At 43.8% G+C, this 22,009-nt stretch carries 15 protein-coding genes; 5 read left to right on the top strand and 10 right to left on the bottom strand.

The window, feature by feature from the left end:
• Nucleotides 1-222 precede the first annotated feature (222 nt).
• Nucleotides 223-699 carry a hypothetical protein gene (locus KZC02_RS07135; protein WP_221393463.1) on the bottom strand — a complete coding sequence of 159 codons (477 nt, stop codon included), beginning with the start codon at nucleotides 697-699 and terminating at the stop codon, nucleotides 223-225.
• 25 nt (nucleotides 700-724) lie between these two features.
• Nucleotides 725-2,116 carry a hypothetical protein gene (locus KZC02_RS07140; RefSeq protein WP_221393464.1) on the bottom strand — a complete coding sequence of 464 codons (1,392 nt, stop codon included), beginning with the start codon at nucleotides 2,114-2,116 and terminating at the stop codon, nucleotides 725-727.
• 251 nt (nucleotides 2,117-2,367) lie between these two features.
• Between KZC02_RS07140 and KZC02_RS07145 the strand changes: the two genes are divergently transcribed.
• A protein-coding gene (locus tag KZC02_RS07145) for an IS3 family transposase (protein ID WP_221389931.1) occupies nucleotides 2,368-3,545 on the top strand; the annotation gives its coding sequence in 2 pieces (ribosomal slippage) (nucleotides 2,368-2,638 and nucleotides 2,638-3,545; 1,179 coding nt in all).
• A gap of 13 nt (nucleotides 3,546-3,558) precedes the next feature.
• On the opposite strand, the gene KZC02_RS07150 is transcribed toward KZC02_RS07145, so the two are convergent.
• The 6 genes from KZC02_RS07150 to KZC02_RS07175 all read right to left on the bottom strand — a co-directional run bounded on the left by KZC02_RS07150 (nucleotide 3,559) and on the right by KZC02_RS07175 (nucleotide 8,303).
• Complete coding sequence (locus KZC02_RS07150; protein ID WP_221393465.1) at nucleotides 3,559-3,738, bottom strand: hypothetical protein; 180 nt, start codon at nucleotides 3,736-3,738, stop codon at nucleotides 3,559-3,561.
• 415 nt (nucleotides 3,739-4,153) lie between these two features.
• A complete protein-coding gene (locus KZC02_RS07155; RefSeq protein ID WP_221393466.1) occupies nucleotides 4,154-4,996 on the bottom strand; it encodes an IS3 family transposase in 843 nt (280 codons plus the stop codon).
• Between the two features lie 84 nt (nucleotides 4,997-5,080).
• Nucleotides 5,081-5,233: a hypothetical protein gene (locus tag KZC02_RS07160; RefSeq protein ID WP_221393467.1), complete on the bottom strand. Its 153-nt coding sequence runs from the start codon at nucleotides 5,231-5,233 to the stop codon at nucleotides 5,081-5,083.
• A 506-nt stretch (nucleotides 5,234-5,739) separates the two neighbouring features.
• The gene (locus KZC02_RS07165) at nucleotides 5,740-6,672 is read right to left on the bottom strand and encodes a hypothetical protein (RefSeq protein WP_221393468.1); all 933 of its coding nucleotides are present in this window, start codon (nucleotides 6,670-6,672) and stop codon (nucleotides 5,740-5,742) included.
• A gap of 237 nt (nucleotides 6,673-6,909) precedes the next feature.
• Nucleotides 6,910-7,116, bottom strand: coding sequence for a hypothetical protein (locus KZC02_RS07170; protein WP_221393469.1), 207 nt, complete (start codon nucleotides 7,114-7,116; stop codon nucleotides 6,910-6,912).
• Between the two features lie 716 nt (nucleotides 7,117-7,832).
• Nucleotides 7,833-8,303 carry a JAB domain-containing protein gene (locus KZC02_RS07175; RefSeq protein WP_310590419.1) on the bottom strand — a complete coding sequence of 157 codons (471 nt, stop codon included), beginning with the start codon at nucleotides 8,301-8,303 and terminating at the stop codon, nucleotides 7,833-7,835.
• 682 nt (nucleotides 8,304-8,985) lie between these two features.
• Here KZC02_RS07175 and KZC02_RS07180 point away from each other — a divergent pair.
• Nucleotides 8,986-9,186 carry a hypothetical protein gene (locus KZC02_RS07180; protein ID WP_221393470.1) on the top strand — a complete coding sequence of 67 codons (201 nt, stop codon included), beginning with the start codon at nucleotides 8,986-8,988 and terminating at the stop codon, nucleotides 9,184-9,186.
• A 497-nt stretch (nucleotides 9,187-9,683) separates the two neighbouring features.
• On the opposite strand, the gene KZC02_RS07185 is transcribed toward KZC02_RS07180, so the two are convergent.
• Nucleotides 9,684-10,199, bottom strand: a complete 516-nt coding sequence (locus KZC02_RS07185) for a hypothetical protein (RefSeq protein ID WP_221393471.1) — start codon at nucleotides 10,197-10,199, stop codon at nucleotides 9,684-9,686.
• A gap of 26 nt (nucleotides 10,200-10,225) precedes the next feature.
• Nucleotides 10,226-10,708 (bottom strand): DUF6933 domain-containing protein, encoded by a 483-nt coding sequence (locus KZC02_RS07190; protein ID WP_221393472.1) that lies wholly within the window; start codon nucleotides 10,706-10,708, stop codon nucleotides 10,226-10,228.
• A 245-nt stretch (nucleotides 10,709-10,953) separates the two neighbouring features.
• Between KZC02_RS07190 and KZC02_RS07195 the strand changes: the two genes are divergently transcribed.
• The 3 genes from KZC02_RS07195 to KZC02_RS07205 all read left to right on the top strand — a co-directional run bounded on the left by KZC02_RS07195 (nucleotide 10,954) and on the right by KZC02_RS07205 (nucleotide 21,837).
• Complete coding sequence (locus KZC02_RS07195; protein ID WP_229254050.1) at nucleotides 10,954-13,473, top strand: AAA family ATPase; 2,520 nt, start codon at nucleotides 10,954-10,956, stop codon at nucleotides 13,471-13,473.
• Between the two features lie 598 nt (nucleotides 13,474-14,071).
• Complete coding sequence (locus KZC02_RS07200; RefSeq protein ID WP_221393473.1) at nucleotides 14,072-17,929, top strand: DNRLRE domain-containing protein; 3,858 nt, start codon at nucleotides 14,072-14,074, stop codon at nucleotides 17,927-17,929.
• A gap of 107 nt (nucleotides 17,930-18,036) precedes the next feature.
• Entirely contained in the window at nucleotides 18,037-21,837 is a 3,801-nt protein-coding gene (locus KZC02_RS07205) for a malectin domain-containing carbohydrate-binding protein (protein ID WP_221393474.1), read from the top strand.
• Nucleotides 21,838-22,009 lie beyond the last annotated feature (172 nt).

Here is a 22,009-nt window from a genome sequence, read left to right on the forward strand (position 1 = left end):
ATTCATTCTGCGATGGTAATCTTCGCGCTGCCGTTGTCAGATTTGTTTCTCAGTCATCGGTAAATACTCTTTGTCTCCCATGGCTTAATTTAATTAAATATCCGTTATCACAATAACCGTTTTCTGAGTAGTCTTACTTTCTGCCTTCACCTGGGTGTATTTGCGCTCTTTAATGATTTGCATTTTGTAATAAATGGCCCTGCCAGCGTTTAGCAGATACTGTTACTTGTAACCATATGAAGCTCTGACCTCCTTCACAGTATCAAATATGCTTATCCCGGTATCATCTGCTTTTATAACCAACGGCTTATTTAAAAAAGAGGGTTCAGTTGGCTTATTTAGGAATATTGCATTATTAATTGCTGCCCACCGAACCAAAGCTAGTACTTTTGAAAAATTATTTAATCGATCAAAATCCTCAAGTGATTTAGTTAGTAACGGCATTATATATTTGAACCCTTTGAATTCTGTATATGTGGTATCTTTTTCGCTAACAAAGTTAAAAAGTATACAACTTGCGTTCAAACGTAATTCCGAACTAGCTTTTAGCGGAGCTACGTTTATGAAATTTATATCAGAGCCTATGAACATTGGAGCATCAGTATATTTCCAACCATTAGATTCGTGACCAATTAGCCATTTATCCAAAATTGTGACCTCAGTCGGCGTTGGTCTGCTTATTAAAAGCTTGTTCTTCAAATATCTTCCAGTTCTTAACCACAAATCACACCTTTATCAAGCTCCTTCCCAATTCTAAATTCGCAATAGCTGGGTGCAAAACACATTTTTTATAGAAAAAAAATTCATATCCATGCCCATACCCATACAAAGAATCGTTCACATAGTCCCAGTCATAATTTTCCATGTAGTATTTTTCTGAATTTATTGGCTCATTTAGAAACTTTTTTCTAACCTTTATACTGGACGTATCAGTAATTAAGTAATTGGCACCTGCTAAACCAATTCCATCTCCTTGAAGATATTTTGATTTTCCGTTATCATCAAAAATTATTCTGTGAGCAGCATAAATATCTTCTAATAGTATGGAAGGAGTAACTTTGACGCTTCCATCAAAAAATTCAAATTCTAAACTACCATTGACCGATTCTCCTGGCTTGTCAGAAGCAGCTTCAATCCATTTAATATACTTTAATTTTTTATTTATGAGTGAAGCACTGGTAGAGACATTATTTCCAAATACCACACCACCATAGGTCTTGGTATCCATTTTCATATTTTGAAACTTTCGTGAGCTCTCTGTTTTGAAATGTCTTTCTTGGTAATTTTTATACTGATCTTCAATTCTAATCAATTGTTTATTTTCATTTAAAACAGTTCCTTGAGGCATTTTTTCAGAACTATAATACCTTGATATCTTATTCAATGCTGCATCAGTCTGCGCTGCCTGATATGACTTTTGTAGTTCTTTTACTATCTTTATAAGTCTGTCCCTTTGTGATGGTGGTATTGAAGCGCTGTTAATTCCCTTAATAAGAGCATCATAATTGTCTGAACTGCTTCTTAATATATCGTAGACCTTTTTATCTGTAAGATTAAAATAATTTTTTAAAATTCCTGTGGAACCGCCAAGTGCTCTTGCATCGCTATATTTAGTAATTGCCATTATAGGCTCTCTTACTGAGCTAGATATAGGTATGTTCGAAGATTCTATACTACTCAAATTCTTAAATAAAATTTTCTCTTCAGTATTGAAACTGAATTTGTCTAGTAAAGTTGTCAATGTGTGTTCATATCGGACCGATTCATATCTTTGGGCAAGATTATTTGCCAGTAATGCCAGCATACGCTCACCTGAGTTTCCGTCCACAGCCAAATATGCAGTTTCGATTTTGCGAACTGCAGGAAAACGATCCCATTTCAATTTTAAATTTTCTGGTGGGTTGAATCCTATCTCGGCTAGCAAACTGGCAGTTCTGTCAGATCCTAAATTAGTATATTTTGCTATTGACTCAATCGATGATTGAATGGGAATTGTCTGTCCTACCGAATATAATATCTGTGAAAAATATAAAGCTATTACTAATAAAACAGAAACATATTTATTAGTGATGAGTAATGGCCTTCCTGGTTTGATTATTCTAATAGACTTTTTCATATTTAACTGTTTTTAAGGTTCATTAAAGATTCGAGTAATTTCATTCTAGCAGACTTAGCTTTTGTGCTAAACTGATCGTAAGGAACCACTAAAAGTAAGGCTGCGAGCATTCGTGGTCCATTCAGCCTTGCTTCATGAAAAACGTCTTCCCAAAATTCAAATGGAGAAACCGTGTCTTCGGGTAATAGATAGTGGACTTGCTACCTTTAAGTGGACATTGAGTTAAGTGAAACTTTTATAACTTAACACTTATGTCTGGAGAAAGAAGAGTATTTGACAAGGAGTTCAAACTGATGAGCGTTGAACTAAGCAATAGCCGCACAGACCTTGCTGCACTGGCAAAAGAATTGGATGTTCCACCTGCTATGCTATACCGCTGGCGTAGAGAGTTTTCTGCGAAACAAAACGGTAGTTTTCCTGGCAACGGAAAGGTGATTTTAAGTGAAACGGAACAGGAATTGGCCCGGCTAAGGAAAGAACTCCGCGACACACAACTTGAACGAGATATCTTAAAAAAGGCTGTAGGCATTTTCTCCAGGAGCGATGGCAAATATTCGGGTTCATAAAGGATCACCGGAAAATATTTCCCATTGAGAAAATGTGCATGGTTTTTAAGGTAAGCAGAAGCAGGTTTTATACTTGGCTGAGCAATAAACTATCGGATACAGCTATTGAAAATCAGACCCTTATCGATAAAATAATTGTTATTCATGGGGATAGTAAACAAACGTACGGAAGCCCCAGGGTCACTCAGGAATTGTACAAACTGGGGGTGAAAGTGTCCCGTCCAAGGGTCGCCAGACTGATGAAGAAAGCAAAAATAAGAAGTATTGTCAAGAGAAAATTCCGTGTCACAACAGATTCTGAACATACATATCCGGTTGTAGCAAATAAGCTTAACAGGCAATTTAAAGTAGAAAAAATAGCTACTGCGTGGGTGTCTGACATCACATACATTAAAACGACGCAAGGTTGGCTATATCTCACCATAGTACTGGATTTAGCTGACAGGAGAGTAATTGGATGGGCGCTTAGTTCAACAATGAAAGCTATTGATACTGTGATACCTGCGTGGAAAATGGCTCTGAAAAATAGAAGCGTAACCTGTGAATTAATTTTCCATTCGGATAGGGGAATTCAATACGCCTGCAACGAATTTAAAAGTTTGCTGGACAAAAGCCCACTGGTAATAAGAAGCATGAGCAGAAAAGGAAATTGTTGGGATAATGCGGTTGCTGAAAGTTTTTTTAAGACCTTAAAAGCAGAATGTGTTTACCAAAATACTTTTATTAATAAACACCAGGCAGCAATAATTGTATTTGAATATATTGAAACCTGGTATAATAGAAAGAGGCTTCATTCTGCCCTCGGGTACATGTCACCAAAAGAATTTGAAGAACTTTTAAATATGCAGAAAATTGCGGCTTAACATTTTGTCCTCTTTATTGTTGCAATTCCAAATCCGATCCAAGTCCTATCGTTCTTGAATACCCTTCAAATTTCCCTGTCTGAATATACTCTACTTTAAATGAGGCACCACTTCCCGGAGTAATCTCATTTGCATCTTTTGAACAGGATAAAAACATAACGGGAATAACTAGAGCAAAAATAATCTTTCTCATAATTAGTTTATTTAAATAATCGATATACAAATTTATAATTAATAAATATAAATCAATAATATCTACTATTGAAACTTTAATTATGCATTAAAAGCTATCTTATGTAGCTTTATTAATGACTTTAGATTAACCTTACTCATAACAAGTCCCTTTATTTCGATATCCTTCTTTTTAGTTTGCGAATCTCTCTAATTACCTGTCCTTGATCACTAGATGCTCCGGCAAGTCTGAGGTTTATCTGACAAATGGGCGAAAAACGGCGCTAGAAAACTAGGTATTTAGTTTCTTAAAGTATTTTTTCATCATCCGCGACTACGATCCATTTGTAACGAAAACCATATGCTACTGAAATCGGTTGACACTTATCCGGTTTTTGCATATCCGGCTGGTATTGGACGTTTCCAAAACGTATTTTTTAGTACGGGTACCACTTAAGTGGCAGGGGGCCTGTCCGATGATGTGCCTGGTGAGGGGTCAGATAACCGATTGAAGCATGTGGCCGCATGGTGTTATAATTGTTGATGGCTTTCTCAACTGCCTCTCTTGCTGCTGAAAAAGAAACAAAACCATGCAGGCCAAAGTCTTCCTTTAGTGTCCGGAACACCCGTTCGGCCATGGCATTTTCGGTGGGATCGCCGCTCTGGGTCATGATGATGGTCACGCAGTTATCTCCCAGCCGATCAACATGTTTCCACGAGCAATACTGTACGCCCCGATCCGAATGGTGAATTAGGGGTTTGTCAGATTTTCCTCGTGACAAAAGTGCCATGTCCAGGGCCTGTACCGATCCTCTGGCCTGCATGGTTTTATCCAGATGCCAGCCGACGATTTTACGTGAATAAGCATCCATAATGACAGACCAATAAACAAAATTTGAACCCAGTGGGATATAAGTCATATCAGTGACCCATAGCATGTTAGGCCGGTTAGGCACTACATTTTTTGCCCGGTTCGGGTATTTGTAATAACAATGGTCAGAGTCAGTGGTCTTAACCCGTTTTCTTTTCTTGATTGACAATAAATTACTGTCCTTCAGTAGCTTATGCAATTTATCCCGTCCTAGTTTAAGCTGGTGCTTCCTGATAAGATCCTGTATAACCTCATGCAGTTTCGCAGTTCCAATACCTGGGATTTTGCGCCTGATCTGTCGGACTTCTTCCAGGATCAGATCCTTTTGAAAACATTTTTTCTCCTGACGCCCGGCAGCCGCATACCAGGCTTGTCTTGTCAACCCAAACAACTTACACAACTGCTTCATACCCGTAAGAGGGTAGCGACGGGTCAGTTTTTCGGTTGAACGGTCGGTCCGCCGATGCGGCCAGACTTTTTTAGGATCGGAATTTTAAACCGCGCTGGCGGCCCAGTCTTCTTCCGCAATCTGGATGGCAATCTCAAAGGCTTCGGCTTTAAGCCGCAGGAATTTGTTCTCTTTTTCAGATTCCAGAAGCCGCTTTTCAAGGACTTTCAGGTAAGATGCATCAGTTTTCTTTTTCATAGTCTGCTTAAAAAATGAATGGGAAGATAAATGACGTTTTAAACGGTGCCTGAAGTACCACCGGTTCAAGCGGCGGAGCTCCGTCGGTGAAATGTGCAGATTCTGATGGATCTCATGCTTGTCTGCTATTTCAGCACGATAAATTTCTACAACTTTTCTTTTAAAAGATATAGATTGCCTGCTTTTTTATTTCTTTGTAATACGTTAATATACAGGATGTTACGAGTTTAATGTACACTAAAACCAGTAGATATGATTTGTTGTATAACTTAGATTATGTTAAATAGAATTTATGAAGCGGTTATGATTTTAAAAAGCCCTGCTCACAAGAAATCAGTTAACCACCTTCCCTACTTTTGCTTTTTAAGGCCGCTCTACATAAATACTGCTCTCTGATTCTTTCCATCTGGCAAGAACATGATTGCGGCGCTGGCTTTTTTTCTGCCGGCCAGTTTCTTTGTCTAAAAAAGAGCCTGACATCAGCTTTTAGATTGCGAGAGTTAAATTTATTTGTCTGTCAGCACAAATATGCTGTCAAACAGGTTTGTTTTTGTGATGGTCAGCTGATCGAAAAAAGAGATCCCCTGATCATTTTTTCTTTCAATGTTTACCAAACCAAACCAGTGCGCAAAACTTTCAACAAAGCGGATGTCATAAACCAGATGAAAATCAGCTACGGCCGGGTTTTGTATGCCAGCCTGGTGGTTTTCCCATAGCTGCTTTTCAAAGGCCTGCATGAGTTTCAGACTGTAAAACTGACTGCTTCGGGGCTGATCTGCATACCTGGCTAATAATACTAGTGAGAACGCCCATCCCAGCTGCCCGTATCTTCCCTCATCCGGGTAATCGTAAAAGTTGCCCCAGTGAAATGTTGATCCAAAGAAAAGCAGCAGATTCTCAAAACGGTGGCTGTCACTTTGAATTCTGAATTTTTCACCTTTCTGGGTCAGTGAAAGGGTGTTGCCCCGTTTTTTTACAATCCCTTCACTAAGCAGGTAATGTTTCAGCGGCCATAGGTAAGGAATTTCCTCTTCCAGGATCCTTTTTGCATACGCCATGTACTTCCAGCTGATTAGATGCTGATTATAAAGAAGCTCACATACGCGGACAGGGAGGTTTCCTTTCGTTGTCAGTTTCAGACTACCTTCATGATAGATCTGACCTATCAGCAGGTCCGAAAGCCTCAGAAGCGGGACCTGACTAAAATGATTATTTACATGCTCTCTTATCTGTAATATACATCTGTCGGAAAGCGGCTGATTAAGTAAAACATCCATTTGAGAGGGACTTACGCTGTCAAAATCAGCGAGGGGCCGGTTATTGATCTGATTCTGATGTATGGCCATCAGTCGGTTCAGCTCGTCCAGGCTGAGCTGGCCGCTTTGCAGGTGCGGATGCAGCTTAAAAAATGAATGAATAAAGTCATCAGCTGCTCCCATTACCGTTAATTCAACTGTTAGTTTCTCAATTATAACCTGGTGTCAGACGAGTATAGTATACCTGAATCTCAAACCTAAATTACATCATTTTTTATTATTCTGATTTATAAGCATTTTGATACCGTCCATCAGGAATTTTTACTTTGATCATACTTTATACATCATTCTGCGCGAATAATTTTTATAAAGAATAATCTTCAACCTATATCTCTAAAAGTAAATCATTTTCAACCAGGGTTATTTTGATGCGCCAAAAATCATAATTAGCCTGTTTATAACTGATCCTGCCAATAAAGTCAGAGGATAAAACATGGAGCGTGTCCGCACAAATAACATTGGAATTACACCATTGTCAGACCGGCTACCAATCTCAGTCTGTATTGCCTGGAAATTAATCCTGATCTTCTGCCAGTCTGGTATATTAAAAAGGTTAAGGGTGCCCATATTAATGTAGCACCCTTAAATAGGTCAGGCTGTGAAGCCGCCTTAACAGGTCAGTCTTTTTAGGGACGCCTAGACAATAAAATTAAAAAACCGAAAATATAAATCAAAATAATTTATTCATTTTTTTAAATAAAAATTCAGGGTAAGATATGATATAATCATTTGTTATTGCAGCATATAATCCGGGGCTTTTCTCTTGACTGCCAGCCAAACCTAACAGCCTTGAGTTATAAGGCTATTTCTCCCTGATCAGCCAGGCATTTATCTTTCTTCGCAAAAGCAAGCAAAGCAAACATTTAGGATGAAGTTTATTCTTTTGATCAGTCGGCAGCTGGGGTAGGTTATCAAACCAGGTTCGCTCTTCCGGAGTCAGATAGTCTGACCCGTCCTAAAAAGCGTTGACCGTTAGTATGTCACTGAAATAAGTTGACAGTTTGGCCTACTCTACCCCGATATTTTCAACATAAAGCATCCAGTGCAACCCAGCCCCTATACGTTTCGTTTGACATAAAAACCTGTTATGAGAACAACTCATATGCTATTTTACGTGATTAACAAATGCTGCACGTACTTTAAAATTTTTCTTATAAAGTAGCAAACGGACCTGGAAGGATTTAGGCTACCAAGCTAACTATTGTGCTTAAAGACTGTAAATCTGTTTTAGCTGAATGAAAGACAGGAAGCAGTAACCTGGTCACTGCTTCCTAAAAAAGCTATTACAGCAGTCCCTCGTCTTCAAAGGAGATAAACCCTTCACTGCCCAGGATGATATGGTCCAAAAGCGGCAGGTCCAGCAGCTCCCCTGCCAGTTTCAGTCTTCTGGTAAAGGCCCGGTCTGCCTGGCTGGCTGTCAGGTTTCCCGAAGGGTGGTTGTGGGCAATGATAAATCCGCTGGCCCCTGCCTTCAAAGCGGCTGCAAAAATGAGCTTTACATCTACGATCGTACCCGACATGCCGCCGGATGAGATCTCACAGATGCCCAGTACTTTATTGGCCCGGTTTAAAAGCAGTATTTTACATTGCTCGATCAGATTGATTTTGCCCTGGTCCCAGGAGGCTATCAGTATATCGTACGCATCTTTCGAGCAGGTTACCTTCGGCATCTGTGAAGGTTTTACGGTGGTATGGTAAACGAGCTCGATTTCGGCTACCAGGCTGCAGAGTTGTTTGTCTGTGTTTTCCATCATCTTTTTTGTTAAAGTGAATGATGGTGCCCTTTCAGGGGAAGGCGGCAGTCCGGCACAAAAAGGAAATGGAATAAATCAAAGCCTTGTGCGTGTGGATCCGTGTTTATGCCGGACGCTTTTTGGCCCGGACTGCGCCACTCCCCTACCTTAGCAGCTTCATTCCCGCTCACAAAAAATGAGAGAAAATAACATATAACCAGACCCGGCCTGACCAAAAATGAAAGCGGGTGAATAACCACAATGGAAGATTACTGGTAGATAACTAAACTACCGCCTTTTAAAGAACTGTTCTTTTGATTTACCCATAACATGGCTGTACAACTGCTGTAAGAACAACTACCGATCTTTAGAGGAAAGTAATAGTTACCCCAGCATGGTTATCAATCGAAAATGAGCATTATAAATTAAGTAGCCCCGGATTTATTGGTGACTTTTTTTTAAAAGTGCGTCTTTTGCTAAAAAGAAATATGAAAGAAGAAATTTTAAAAGATCTTTCTACTGCAATCAAGACATACTGGCCGGAATCAGAATTATTGGTTCCTTTAAGTGGAAATTATACGTATGAAAGGTATATTTTTTTTATGTCAAAGATCCGGCATCGTTAGATTCCATCTGTCTATTTTTTAACAATGATAATGATGAATTTTCTTTGTCCAGTGTCGTTTGCCGATCAAAAGAATACATGGATTTCTTTAAACAACATTATCACGAAACCGGCGAAAATATCGGCATGAGCGCAAGTATAACCTTACAGTTATATATTACCCCGTATGGTCCCAATGACTATTGGCTTGAATGCATTTCTGATGATAGGGAGCTGGAGGCAGATATCAGAATTGATACTTTGGAACTGATTGACTGGATAGACAAGGGTTTTAAATAACCAACGATCTATCTAAAACAGATAGAACAATGCAGCACCTAAAAGCAGTCGGCTTAGATGAACCAGGATTGGTATTACTGATAGGGTAAGAATTCCCTATATAATTTCTTCTCATCAAGCTTTAAGGTAATATATTTAATCCGCTATTACCTGCCGGGAAAAATGCCGGATGTAAGGCAAAAGTCACTATGTAATCCGGAATTATGCCTGTCATGAAAGATAACAGATCCGAAATGAGAATGGTAGCCTGTTAAGCTGTTTCCGGCTGTCCGAAATACTACACCAGTAAAAAAGTGCAGTGAATACATGTATGTTGATTCCTTGCATCCTGATCGGAGCTGACACTTGTAATCAGACTTTATTTACAAAGCAGGTGCTGTATTGAAGAAATTGAATCAAGTCATTCCAGAATCTGATCAGGGCTTTGCTTTGAGCAGCAGGTATACTGTAAAGGCTTCTATTTAATACCGGACAGCTCCCACCTTTTTAGGATCTGTTCAAATCCTTGACTTACTGGTTATATGGCTGTACAGCTGCCGTAAAACCAGCTCCCGGCCTTCTGATGAAAGAGATAGAATATAGCTGCCCCAGTTGGCAGAATTGCCGTAGCGCTTGTCCTGAGCAGGAAGATTTGATAGTATAAGATCTTTTCGGCCGCCAATACCGTTATTATAAAAGTATTTGACCAATTCATGCAGCCAGGTGATGGTCATGGGTGCAGGGGCGAACAGGCTGAACATGGGATCAGCAGCCTGTTTGTCTTTATATTCTTTCAAGCCTTCTACCTGAATCCCCCAGGCCTCTAAGATGTCTGCCTGGATGGTATGGTCCAGGTTCAGATAGAAGTCACCAAAGTCATTATTTCTGCCTGCCCAGGAGTCGCACAAATGGTCAGCAATCCAGTCAGGGGAAATTACCCTTTTTATAAACCTTTCATTGGTTTCGATATCAGAATTTTCCATGTTCCGGTATTCATGGATAAAAAGAACCGCGTTATTGATATAAGATTCCATTTTGATCGTTTTGTCAGCTTTACAGGTTAATTTCGATGAGCTCTTTTAGCATTATATCTTTTGGATAGGCATATTTCAGTGCCTGCCAGGGGTATTTTATTGATTTCATACTGCCCTGCAGCTTTTAAGCCATCGGCAGCTACTGCCTGAATAATCGATATCATATTATTGATTACGCCAAGGGTTTTTCTGTCATTGTCAGTCGGAACAAACCTTATTTCTTTGTAAATAGCCCGGACCAGGCTTTGATGACGATCCGGAATCTTGTCTGCTTCAAGCTGGCTGATCAGCGCTTCGAGAAAAAGTTTGCTTAAATACACCATATCTTTTTTAAAAATATCCAGCAGCAGCACGGAATACAGCGTTTTCTTATGGACAAAAATGATGCATTTGCGTCCCGATACAAAAAACAAATGCGCCGACCAGTCATGCGATCTGCGCTCTGGCAGCTCACCCTTTGCAGTATTAAGAAATTTTCCCAGCTTTTGGGTGCAATAAATATGAACCATCAATAAGATATTTTGGCTTATACCGGTATGTAAAAGCGAATATAAACAAAAATCATTTACTGCTCTTTTTGTAGCTTTTCTGATTGGCAGCCTGGTAAATAGTGCTGTATTGCCATTCCAAGTTAAATTAATGGACAGAACAGCAGCTGGCATGCTATCTATTACGACGGCCGCGTATGCTTCTGTATTTTTTTAGCTGTAAAGAATAGCAGATTCAAAAAGCGGCCCTGCTTTCTATTAATTCTATGAAAGTACCTATAACTTTGCCTTTGAAATCACTGTATATGCCGGCTCTTGACAAATTAAATACAGCAGCGTTAGAAAGACTTTCAGGCATTGTCCTGCGCGTTACCTTCCATAGCGCGGAAACGGGTTTTTCTGTCCTGAAAGTCAGCAGCCTGCAAAGAGCTGGCCAGGAGCTTACCGTGGTAGTGCACCAGTCCAAAGTATTTGCGGGTGCCACGATGGATTTTTACGGCGAGTGGGTCACGCATCCCGGTCACGGCCTGCAGTTTAAAGCTGAGAAGGCCATTGAAAGAAAGCCGGCCACTACCAATGCGCTGGAAAAGTATCTGGGCTCGGGCCTGATCAAAGGGGTCGGTCCGGTGACAGCCAAAAGGATCGTAAAGCATTTCGGTGATAAAACCCTGGATGTCTTTGAAAGCAGTATCGGCCAGCTCACCCAGGTGGAAGGCATTGCAAGCCTGAAGCTGGACATGATCAGCAAAGCCTGGACAGAACACAAGGAAATCAGGAATGTGATGCTGTTTCTGCAGTCCCACAACATCTCTACACTGTTTGCAGTCAAAATTTACAAGACCTATGGCAATGAGGCGATTGAGGTGGTGCAGACCAATCCCTACCGGCTGGCTGAGGATATCTTTGGTATCGGCTTTCTGTCGGCTGACCAGGTGGCCATCAGTCTGGGCCTGGCAGCAGATTCTTCCCAGCGGATCCAGGCCGGTATCGGCCATGTGCTGCAAAGTGCCCGCCAGCAGGGACACTGCTATCTGACCCGCCAGCAGATCCTGCATGCGGTCGAGCAGCTGCTGGCGCTGCCTGGCAGTCCGGCCATTGAAAAGGTTTTGCAAGAGCAGCAGCAAAAAGAAGAGCTCAAAACCAGGCAGCTGCCCGGTGAGGATGGAGCAGAACAAACCTGCTACTATGCACACTCTCTGTACTTCGATGAGCTCTACATTGCCACCCGGGTCAAACAATTAATCAGCCTACCACTTAAAGCGGATCAAAAGTATCTGCACAAGGAGCTGGGCGCCTTCTGTCAGCAGCATCAGATCAGGCTGAGCGGGCAGCAAAGCCAGAGTGTGCTGCAGATTGCTGGCATGCGGCTTTCGATCCTGACCGGCGGACCGGGCTGCGGAAAGACCACAACGACCCGGGCCCTGGTCGGCGTACTTGAAAAGATGAACCGGAAAGTGATGCTGGCCGCTCCGACCGGACGTGCGGCCCAGCGCATGAGCGAGGTCATTGGCCTGGAAGCCAAAACCATCCACCGGCTGCTGGAATTTGATCCGGCCACAGGCGGCTTCAAGCGCAAGGAGGAAGATACTTTGCAGACTGATATTCTGATCATTGATGAGTGCTCGATGCTGGATGTGCACCTGACGGCTGCCCTGCTTCGGGCGCTGCCCATGCAGGCGCAGCTTGTGCTGATCGGTGATGCAGACCAGCTGCCCGCAGTAGGCGCCGGCAATGTGTTAAAGGATCTGATTCTCTCCGGCGCAGTTCCGTGCATGCGACTGACCCAGATATTCCGCCAGGCAAAGGAGTCACTGATTATATCATACGCCCATCAGATTAACCAGGGGGAAGTGCCCGCCATAGCCTCCCCTTTCCATACGCCTCAGGTCTGGCAGCAGAAAAAGGATTGTCTCTTTATCGATTCCGAAGAAGCGACGGCTGAGCAGCTACGGTTTATTTCCAGAGTGAAGCGCCTGGGCGGTGATACGGTGCAGACCAAAGATCCAGATGCTGACCCTTACCACCAGGATAACGGCCTGGTCATTCCGGCCAAATTCAGTCATGTGGACCTGGATGCGCTGCTGCAGGCCAACACCCATATTGACGAGCTGAAAGAAGTGACCGCACGTATCCATCCCTGGTCCTCGCTGCATTACGGCCTTTCGGCAGTGGGCATGGTCGAAAAACTCTACGAATCCATTATTCCCAAATATTACGGTAAACAGGCAGAGATACAGATTCTTTCCCCGATGACCCGTGGCAGTCTGGGAACGGCAAACCTGAACCAGGTGATCCAGGAAAAGATCAATCCTGCCGCTACCGGCAAAGCCCAGGTTACCGTCGGGGGAAAAACTTTCCGGCAGGGCGACCGCGTAATCCAGAAGCGCAACAACTATGATCTGAATGTCTTTAATGGCGACATTGGTCAGATCACCGCAGTTGACAATGAAGACATGGAAGTGATCGTGCAGTTTGGCGCGGGTCAGCAGCTCAGAGAAGTCATATATTCCAGAGAATCGCTGCTGGAACTGGACCTGGCTTACGCCATCACCATTCACAAATCACAGGGCAGCGAATTTGAAATTGTTATTATCCCCTTGGTCACCCAGCACTTTAACATGCTGTTCCGAAACCTGATCTATACCGGTATTACCCGGGCAAAGAAGCTGGTTGTATTTGTAGGGTCCGGAAAAGCGCTGGCCATGGCGGTCAACAAACAAAATACCGCTGTCAGGCAGACTGCCCTGGCCTATCTGCTCCAACAAGCGGATAAACACAAATCATGAAAGTAACAGACACCGGTTCTTTTTGCATAAGCAACACAGGTAATGTTTTACTTATATCATTTGGCTTTGTTCTCCTGGCGGGTCTGTGCTTGCCGACCTCAGAAAAACATACACCCTATTAAACATAAAAAAATTGCTATCCAATAAAATAATATTTGGTGCAAAGTTATAAAAAGCACTATTTTAGAGTTTATAGGTAAGTTTTATTTTGTTTTATAATTTAAGTTATGTTAAATAGAATTTTCTATTAGCTTGTCTTATTTTATTGTATCCCTCCTCTGCTTGTAGTTCTACTAAACTTGATGCACAATAGATCTGCTATGAAGTTATTGTAATTGGTTTAGCAAAGTTTATTTTCTATTATTAATCCAGGAGAGTGGCCGTCAATCACTAAAATTAAATATTCAATGGTGTGTTTTTAATCTTTGTATAGAGCCTTGTGCTTTATATCTATCTAATTTTTTTAATTCAATTAACAATTGTAGCTGCCTAAATAATACCAGTTTTTAACTAAATAAAATAGTAGGATAATCTAATATTAATTGTTACATTCAATGATTAATTTGAATAATAACAGGAATTTTAACCCTACGGCGAAATGATAAAACATCTACTATTCTCTGCCCTTTTTATCCTGGGGAGTATGTTACATCCTGCCTGGTCACAGCAGTTTGAGCTGATCAAGGATATTAATCCCAATTCCAGAAATTTTGCTCCGGATATCTCCAAAAACGTATCACTGAGAAATCTGCTGATCTATACAAATTCGGTAAATGTGTACAGTATGGATGGCACGAATGAAGGCATCAGGCTGACCAATCTTACATATAGTGAAAACAACACGGTTAGAGACCTGACGGCCGGCTCCAGGTACGTTTTTTTCAAGGCCTATTATGAGGGCAATCACTGGCTTTTCCGTACCGATGGAACAATTCTAGGAACACTTCCGCTTCACCAGATCTGGTCATCCAGGTCTGATGAAGGCGATATTCTCGACATCAACGGGACAGTGTATTTCTCAGGTGCCTTGGCCAGGGGCGCTCTGGAGCTGTGGAAGACCGACGGCACGGTGGCAGGAACTACACTGGTCAAAGCATTTTCTGTCGAGCCGGATTCTTCCCCACAAATTGTAGGATCTTACAATTTCAATGGTAAACTGGTTTTTCAGATAAAATCAGGATTTAATAGTAACGCTACCTTCCAGACCTGGACCAGTGATGGTACTGCGGCAGGCACCGTAGCCGGAGGCATCATTTATCCGGATATAGTTTATGTTACACTGGGCAGCTACCTGTACTATATTGAAGACAACGCATTGAAGCGCACGGATGGAATTACATCAGTTACGGTTCGGCAGGGCTTCACGTCTATATATGGATTAGTCACCGTTGGACCGCAGATCTTTTTTAGAGCGGATGATGGGATTTCAGGACCCGAAATATGGAAATCAGATGGCACAACAGCCGGGACTTTATTGGTGAAAGATCTCTTTCAAGGTACTTCTAACTTCTATGTTGGACCTCTTTATTGGATATCATACAAAGGTGGCTTATACTTTTTTGCGTCCAGTGATGCCGGCACGGAATTGTGGAAAACAGATGGCACGCCAGCCGGAACCGTACTGGTATCCGGCATCAGCGAAAATCCGGCCAGCTACATCATTTACCCTGTAGGAACTATTAATAATAATCAGCTGGCTTTTGTGGTTGATTTCGCAGGTTACCAGAGGCTCTGGAAGAGCGACGGAACCACTTCGGGCACTACTCAGGCAACGGATTTAGATATATCAAGCGTACCGTTTTTTGCTCTCAACAACGTATATTTTACGGTAGCGGCAGATGGCGGCTATCCGCTTTTTGTAAGTGATCTCACCGCAGACGGCACCAAACAGATATCCCGGCCGGTTAAGACCGGTTCTGACCCCAGTCAGCTCACAAATGCAGATGGCAGGGTATATTTCATTGCCGACCAGGGAACCGCAGGTGGGCAGGAACTATGGAAAACAGATGGGACCACGGCGGGAACCACCCTGATTAAAGACCTGCTTCCAACTTCCACCTACGGCAGCATTCAGCTCGCAGCAACCGTAAACAAAACCCTGTATATTATAACCAACCAGAACATGCTCTGGAGATCTGACGGCACAACGGCAGGTACCATTATGATCAAAGATGCCTCGTCAAACTACGGGGTAATAAACAGTTTCAAGATATTAAAGAATGTCTTGTATTTTGTAATTGATAACGAAACCAAACGTTCCATCTGGAAGACTGACGGCACAGTAGCCGGCACTTCACAAGTTAAACTTTTTGCTGGCGAACAATCTTATCATCTCAATCTGACTGTCTTCAAAGACGCACTGTATTTTGTTGCCTATGATGGCATAAACAGTTTTGAACTCTGGAAAAGTGATGGTACCACTGCGGGTACTGTTGTAGTGACCGATGACCCTCAGCCTAATGACTGGAAGCCTGTTTATGGGAATATGGTAGCAAACGGCAATTTTTTATATTACATGTTCTTTAAAGAGAATGGATTTAAGCTGATGAAATCTGACGGCACAGCCGCAGGTACCAGCCTTGTCAGAGACTTTCTTGATGGAAATTACGCTGACAGCGAATTTTCTGATTTTTATACAGCTGGTGGACTGACTTATTTCAGTTCTCTGGGTTTTGACAAGGAATACCTGTGGAGAAGCGACGGAACATCTGCCGGTACTTTTCAGCTGGCATCATTCGATGGAAATATTTTTCTGTCAGACCCTTACATCCGCCATTGGACGGATTTGGGCGGCAAGTTATCTTTTGTTCCGTATGATAAAGAGGAAGGCGACCAGCTCTGGGTAACTGACGGGACCATTGCAGGCACCCGCCAGCTAACCTTTATTGACAGGCCCCCTACCCTACGGTATGAAGACCAGTCCGAATACAGTATCAGATATTCCACAATGGCAGGCAGTATCCAGTATTTCGCATTATCGGATCCGGCAACAGGCAGAGAACTCTGGCGCAGCGACGGCACCCAGGCTGGCACCTTTATGGTTCTGGATTACCATCCTGAGCCCAGGACCGGCACGTCATTTACCGGTATGACCGATCTGAACGGAACGCTGATCCTGGGTGCAGACGGCGAGCTCTATAAAATCAAAACATCCGTACCTGCCGTATCGGCTATACGCATTAATTCCGGCGGAGCCATATTCAATGCCACTGCTGGCCGTCTCTTCAGTTCTGATGACTTTTTCAGCGGCATGACCAGCATTTCAAATGCTGTCAGCGGTGATATTCTCAATACCACCGACGATCAGCTGTATAAAGAGCAGCGTTTTGGCACTTCATTCAACTACGATATTCCTGTTAAAAACGGCAAAGTTGATATAATACTTCATTTTGCTGAAATCTACTGGGGTGTGCCTTCCAGAAGCGGCACAACAGGCACAAACAAAAGAAAGTTTAACGTCGACATAGAAGGCGTCCGCAAGCTGACCAACTACGATATTTTCACAGTAGCAGGCGGAGCCATGCGCGCCAGAACCGAGCGCTTTACCGTAAATATAACTGACGGCGTGCTTGATATCAGCTTTCTCTCCGGTACTGCCGACAAGCCCATTATTGCAGCCATTGAAGTGATCCCGGACGGGCAGTTTCTACTGGAACCCGTGGCTGACACTTATGTGCGCAACACGCCCAACCAGGAAATCAACTATGGTAAAGAAACCACCCTGGAAGTAAAAGCCGGGAGCCTGCCCAGTTATCAAAGGGATTCCTACCTTCGTTTTGCGCTTAACGGGATCAGCCAGCTCAGCTCAGCCAAACTGCGAATCTACGGCTCCAATGTGCAGAATACGACCAGTGCGTCTTTATCCGTGTTTGGCGTGGAAGATGATAACTGGCTGGAAACCGGTATTGCCTGGTATAATGCACCGGTAGGTACAGGCGGGTCGTTAAGCAGTGTAAATGTAAATAATACTGCCAAATATTATGAGCTGGATGTGACGGCTTATGTCAGATCGCAGCTTTCGGGCAACAGGGCAGTCAGCCTGCTTTTGACCAACCCGACCGCCCAGAATGCGCAGCTGAGCTTTAACAGCCGGGAGAATGCTGCAAACCGACCCCAGCTGGTCATTGAAACAGCGGCACCACCGGCAGCCAGGATGGGAGAAGAGCAGGAAATTGTACTTCTGGAAACCAGGCCCGAGGCATCCAGTATTTACCCTAACCCAGCGACAAAAAGCTTCTTCGTCCAAGTGTCCAAAGCGCATAAGGGAAACGTGGATTTGCAGCTGACCAATTTATCGGGAAACCCGGTTTGGGAACCCAAATTCGAGTCAGTCAGGCCAGCAACAAAGGTGGAAGTAGATCTTACTTCTCAGAAGCTTCCCTCAGGCATATATCTACTGAAAATCCGTTCTGCTGCCTTCAGCGAGACAATGAAAGTGCTGCTAACCGGCCAATAATAATCAAAAAAGGTAGGCTGCCAACGCTGTTTTCAATAAGCTTTGCGTCTTAAAATATTTTATATCAGATGAATAGTTATAATTAATTTTATTTAAAGGATAGCAGTATGAAAAGATACCTGCTTCTGTTCGCCTGCTGGCCGGTTATGTTTATGGCCGCAACTGTCTGTGCCCAACAGATCAGACTGGTTAAAGATATCAACGATGCACCCTCGCGCAGGGGACTTGACATTCAGGAAAGAGCAGTAGCCAATGGGCTGCTCTTTTTCTTTTCTGGTGATTTTAATGGTTATCAGTTGTGGAGAACTGACGGTACCCAGCAGGGGACGATCCGTCTGACCGAGCTTAATGAAGAAGAAGAACGCCCTAAAAACCTGACGAGTGCAAATGGATATGTTTTTTTTAAGGGTATTTATAAGGGAGGTGCCTGGCTTTTTCGCAGCGACGGCACCCGGGAAGGTACATTCCCTTTGCGAAGACTTTCGCACTTTTACAGTGAAAGAGACCTTTTGGAGCTTAACGGTATGCTTTATTTTTCAGGTTCGCAGAACTTCAACGAATCATTGCAGCTATGGAAAACCGATGGTAGCCAGGCAGGGACAACGAAAGTGAAGGATCTGGGCCCTGGTGCTTTCGAGGTCAGGGCCGACTTTTTTTCTAAAATGGACGGCAGGCTTTATTTCACAATAAATTCAGGGCCGGACAATCGATCTGTGCTCTGGAGCAGCGACGGAACAGAAGCCGGTACTACATCCGGTCCGCTGATTTACGGCTTTAATAATCCGGCTGCAGCAGGCGGTTACCAGTATTTCACCACTGACCACGAGCTGATGAAAACAGATGGCAAAAGCATCGTAACGGTCAGGTCCGGCCTGGAAAGGTTGGGTGAGCCGGTCGCAGCAGGCGGAACCATCTATTTTTCAGCGCTGGCAACTACCCAAAATACCGTACTCTGGAAATCCGATGGAACGCCGGAAGGAACAGTCATAGTCCAGGAATTTAGTCCGGGCAGTAACCCACCATATTCTCCAGAACTGCTCACAAATTTTCAGGACACCCTGTTCTTTTTCGCCATAAATGATGCCCGCGAGTATGAACTATGGAAAAGTGACGGCACTGCCGGCGGGACCGTTGAGATCAGTGACATTAATCTGGAAAATCATCAATCAGATTACTGGACAATGTTAGTAGCAGGCAACCAGCTGGTATTTGAAGGCAGTGACGGAATTCACAAACTCTGGAAAAGTGACGGGACCCGGCAGGGGACCCATGCCCTGACTGACTTTTCCATCTTGTTCCCTACACTTGTAGGGCAGGATGTGTTCTTTGCAGGATTTCCTGAATCGGGCTACCAGCTTTTCAAAACCAGTCTTACAACCGAGGAAACCCAGCCTATTACCGCGGTTACAACTGAAAGCTCTTTACCCCGGCATTTCACTGAGCTGAACGGAACAGGGTATTTTTCAGCAGCCATTCCGCAAGCCCGCAGAGGGCTTTGGAAAACAGACGGCACCGCTGCCGGAACAGTCCTGGTCAGGGAGATACCGGATGGTCTGGATTTGTTAATCCATACAAACCATTTACTCTTCTTTCAGTCTCGCAGGCAGCTATGGGCTTCTGACGGCACAGCCACCGGAACCATTCTGCTCAAAGATTTTGACATTCCTGATAAATATTACCATAGCATTGAAGGGTTTACCAGTATCGGAAATACGTTGTACTTTGGCATTTCCAGTTATATTGGCAGAATGGAGCTCTGGAAAAGTGACGGCACCCCGCAAGGAACCGTGCTGGTCAAAACCCTGGACAATACCGATTTTTTTACTGCGGCGGAATTTAACGGTGCGCTCTACTTTGGAGGTTGGAACGGGATCGACCGTCATGTACTCTGGAAAAGTGATGGCACCAATGCCGGAACATTGCCTGCCAGCGATATTTCCCTGGGAAACTTCCATTATGCCAACATGGCTATATCTGGTGGAAACCTTTTCTATCTGGCCTGGAAAAACGGAACATACAACCTGATCAAAACCGATGGAACCCCGCAAGGGACCCAAAAGGTCACTGCGCTGCCGTTTATTCCATCACGTTTGCTGGCTGCCGGAACCTACGTGTATACAGTAATCAGCAACTATGATACGGGCCAGAAGTTTCTATGGCGGACCGATGGCACAGCTTTGGGCACTATGGAGCTGGCAGCCATCAGCACGGCTGACGAAGAAAACAACCGGCGCTCTGTTGAATTTACTAATGTGAACGGCAAACTGTTTTTTATGCTCCCGGACTCCGCTACCGGGGTGCAGCTATGGGTAAGTGACGGCACGGTTTCAGGCACCAAACGCGTTACTTCCATGGATCAGACCCCTCTGCGTTTTCGTATAAGAACATTTGCGGGTATGGGAAACCTGCTTTATTTCAACTTCTATAAGCCGGCAACAGGCAATGAGCTGTGGAGAAGCGATGGAACGCCGGAAGGCACCTTTATGGTGGAGGACCTCACATCAGACGAAAATACGGGTATTGAAGAAATGGCCAATATCAATAACACCCTGCTGATCAGTGCCAATACATCTGAATATGGCTATGAGCTCTACAAATATGAACCTGTACCGGTTAACACACAGCAAATGCGTATCAATGCGGGCGGCAAGGCTTTTGAAGCATCCGGCAGCCGGGTTTTTACAGAAGATCAGTATTTTAGCGGTACAACGCAGATATCCCGTCCTCTTCAGGCTGATATTGCCGGTACGACCGATGACCAGCTTTACTTAGAGCAGCGCTTTGGCCGGGCTTTTAATTACAGCATACCCATTGCCAATGGAGAAAAAAAGATCGTCCTGCATTTTGCCGAGACGTTCTGGGGCGTGCCCGGCCGGGGCGGCCGGAAGGGTGCAAATAAACGCCGCTTCCATGTAGAGATCGAAGGCAGCAGAAAGCTGACAGACTACGATATTTTTGAAGCGGCAGGTGGAGCCTTACATGCCAGAACGGAGACGTTTGTTGTGGATGTAACGGATGGTATACTGGATATTGATTTCCTTACCGGTGCAGCTGACAACCCCATCATTGCCGCCATTGAAGTGCTTCCGACACAGCTGGTCCTGGAACCGGTTGCCGACACATACGTGCGTGGTGAACCTTATCAGCATACCAGTTTCGGCGCGGAAGGCGCACTTTTGGTAAAATCGGCACCAGGTCCGGGTGATCACCATCATCATACCTATCTGAAATTTCCACTGACCAATGTAAAAAAGGTAGGATCTGCCAAACTACGTTTATATGGTTCCAATATAGAAAGCAGCGCGAACATCACTTTGTCTGCCTACCGGGTTCCGGATGACTCATGGCCGGAAATGGGCACGAGCTACTCGTCAGCGCCTGCGGGCTTAGGAGGGGATCTGGGTTCGGTTTATGTTAATGATACTGTACGGTACTATGAAATTGATGTGACCCCATTTGTTAGAGCCCAGCTGAACGGGGATAAAACAGCCAGTTTCCTGCTGATCCAGCCGGATTTAAAAAATGCGATGCTCAGCTTTAACTCCAGAGAGAATCTGGCCAACAGACCTCAGCTGGTGATTGAAGCCACCACCCCGCCAGCTGCCAGGACAGCGGCAGAGGAAGATTTCGTGCTGCAGGTGCCTAAACCGGAAGTATCTAGTATTTATCCTAATCCAGCAGCAAAGCGCTTTGCAGTGTATGTGTCAGCCAAACATCAGGGACAGGTAGTTATGCAGCTGGTTAACCTGTCAGGGAATACTTTTCAGATACAATCGCAGCAATCAGCCGCACCGGCCAGACTGCATGAAGTAAATGTTTCGTCCATGCAGCTGCCAAAAGGGACTTACATCATGAAAATTCAGTCCAAGACGTTAACAGAGACAATTAAAGTACTATTGAACGAATAATGGACCAGCTGAAAGCTGCTTGGTTCCAGAATACACCTATTCTGAAATGAAGCTGAAATTTTAAGACATCTGACTGAACCACTACCTGTTCCAGAATTTATGGATTAGTACTTTAAATAATGTAAAGTTGCACCATCCTACCATTGCAGTGATCACAGTACCCATCCGGGTC

It is taken from the genome of Dyadobacter sp. NIV53, from assembly GCF_019711195.1.
Lineage (GTDB): Bacteria > Bacteroidota > Bacteroidia > Cytophagales > Spirosomataceae > Dyadobacter.